Annotated in this window: 4 protein-coding genes; 1 reads left to right on the forward strand and 3 read right to left on the reverse strand. The window is 64.1% G+C overall.

What is annotated here, in order from left to right; translation table 11 throughout:
* Nucleotide 1: 1 nt before the first annotated feature.
* Nucleotides 2-391 carry a metallopeptidase family protein gene (locus ABWP50_RS04105; protein ID WP_353216721.1) on the reverse strand — a complete coding sequence of 130 codons (390 nt, stop codon included), beginning with the start codon at nucleotides 389-391 and terminating at the stop codon, nucleotides 2-4.
* Nucleotides 392-420: 29 nt separating this feature from the next.
* Between ABWP50_RS04105 and ABWP50_RS04110 the strand changes: the two genes are divergently transcribed.
* Entirely contained in the window at nucleotides 421-708 is a 288-nt protein-coding gene (locus tag ABWP50_RS04110; RefSeq protein ID WP_353216722.1) for a 4a-hydroxytetrahydrobiopterin dehydratase, read from the forward strand.
* 61 nt (nucleotides 709-769) lie between these two features.
* On the opposite strand, the gene ABWP50_RS04115 is transcribed toward ABWP50_RS04110, so the two are convergent.
* Together ABWP50_RS04115 and ABWP50_RS04120 are read right to left on the reverse strand one after the other, a co-directional pair.
* Complete coding sequence (locus ABWP50_RS04115; protein WP_353216723.1) at nucleotides 770-949, reverse strand: YegP family protein; 180 nt, start codon at nucleotides 947-949, stop codon at nucleotides 770-772.
* A 52-nt stretch (nucleotides 950-1,001) separates the two neighbouring features.
* On the reverse strand, nucleotides 1,002-1,957 hold a 956-nt coding region (locus ABWP50_RS04120), incomplete at its 5' end, for an SIMPL domain-containing protein (protein ID WP_353216724.1).

Here is a 1,957-nt window from a genome sequence, read left to right on the forward strand (position 1 = left end):
CTCACCCCGCCGCCGCCTCAATCGCCTCCATCGCCGCATCCGACAGCCCGAAATGATGCCCAACCTCGTGCACCAGCACATGGGTGACCAGCGCCTCCAGCGTGTCATCGCCTTCGCACCACAGATCGAGCAGCGGGCGCCGGTACAGGAAAATCATGTCGGGCAGCGCGCCCGACGGCTCATCGCCTTTCATGCCGACATGCCGGCCCCAGTATAGCCCGAGCAGATCCCACGGCGATTCAAGGCCCATCTCGGTCATGACGCTGTCGTCGGGAAAATCCTCGATGCGCAGGACGATGCTGGCAAGATGCTGGCGAAACAGCGCCGGCAGGCGCGCCACGGCGGCTTGTGCCAGTGCGTCGATGTCGGCAAGGGTCGGGGGCAGTTGCATGCGGCTGCTTTCAACAAGGGACCATGGCGATGATCGCAAAACTCGATGCTGCCGCGCGCGCTGCGCTTGCCAATGATGTGCCGGCATGGACACTGGACGGTGAACATCTGCGGCGCAGCTTCAAATTCAAGGATTTCAGCGCGGCCTGGGGCTTCATGAACCGGGTGGCGCTGCTGGCCGAAGCGCAGGATCATCATCCCGAATGGTTCAACGTCTACAACCGGGTGGACATTGCGCTGACCACCCATGACGCGGGCGGGCTTTCGGCGCGCGATGTCAAACTGGCAAAGGCCATCGACGCGTTGATGGCAGCTTGACGTCCGAACGGCAGCAGACGCCGCCTGGACATGTAAAAATTTAGCGTAAAAATGCTTTGGTTCAGTCCTCGGACTCGACGGTTGGTGCATCGGGGCCGTTCTTCTTGATGGATTCGATGGCGTTGACGGCCGATGCCTTGGACGAATAGCCCTGCGTCGAAAACATCACTTCGCTGTTGTACATGAAGCGGACACGGTATTCACCGGCCTTGTCCTTGTACAATTCGAACTTGTGGCCCATTTTTCCGCTCCTCCCGTTTGAAACACAAAACTATTACGCTTCCTGCGCAGCGTCAACCGGGGCCAAGCAGGCCGTAGATCACGCAGGCCTGGGCGTTCAGTTCCTCCAGCGGCGGCTGCAGCGTAACCTGCAAGCCATTGGCGCGGTCTTCCAATGTCGCTTCGGCCGATGCGGGCGCTGGCGGCGCTGGCGAGGACAGCATCTTGCCAGTGACCATGATTTGCCGTGCATCCACGTCGGTTGGCGGGCCGGCCGCGCCGTAGCTCGGCCAGCCCGCCAGCACCTGCGTCTGACACACACCGCCCGTTGGATCGATCACCTTCACCGGGCCGAGCCGCGCGCCGGCAGCGGCGCTGGCCAGACGGGCGCGGCGGGCGGCATCCTTCACTGCCGCTTCGAACAGGGCGGTTTTCATCTCGTTGTCAGGCTGCAATTCAAAATAGACGCGGTCGATGGCCGATGGCTGTGATGCTGCGGTCAGGCGATAGGCCCGCTCCAGCAGGGCCATGTCGCGCACGTCGATGGCCAGAACGGCTGTCACCTCATAGGCCTCAATGCGGTCGGCGCGCTCGTTGTCCACCAGCGAGCCGTCCTTCTGGCGATATTGATCATAGAGCGGGCGCGTGGACAGGCTGGTGGTCAGCCGCACCCGGGTCGCGCCAAGCGCAGCCAACGCCGCATCGAGCGCGCGCGCCTTGGCCGCAGCCGCGCTGGCGCCCGCCGCCGCCGTCTTTTCGACCACGGAAAACCGCGCTGCAAAACGCGCGCGGTTGGCCGGCACTTCGCTGCGGACATGGCCCATCGAGGCGATCACCGGGTCCTTCATCCACCACGGCGCCGGGATGAACGGCTGGCCGATGGTGGCCGGCGGGGTTTGCGCCATGGCTGGCGCGGCGACGAGGAGGGCGAGGAGGAGGATGCGTTTCATGCGCAGACTATGGTGCAGGGTTGGTTGCGGTTTGATGAATGGGCGGGCGGCCGGCGGCGGAGCCGCCGAGTCCGCTTTGG

The organism is Sandarakinorhabdus sp., from assembly GCF_040398645.1.
Classification (GTDB): domain Bacteria; phylum Pseudomonadota; class Alphaproteobacteria; order Sphingomonadales; family Sphingomonadaceae; genus Sandarakinorhabdus.

Excerpts from the sequence above, each read along its gene's own strand:
- ABWP50_RS04105 (WP_353216721.1), bottom strand. The coding sequence starts at position 391 with ATGCAACTGCCCCCGACCCTTGCCGACATCGACGCACTGGCACAAGCC.
- ABWP50_RS04110 (WP_353216722.1), top strand. The coding sequence starts at position 421 with ATGATCGCAAAACTCGATGCTGCCGCGCGCGCTGCGCTTGCCAATGAT.
- ABWP50_RS04115 (WP_353216723.1), bottom strand. The coding sequence starts at position 949 with ATGGGCCACAAGTTCGAATTGTACAAGGACAAGGCCGGTGAATACCGT.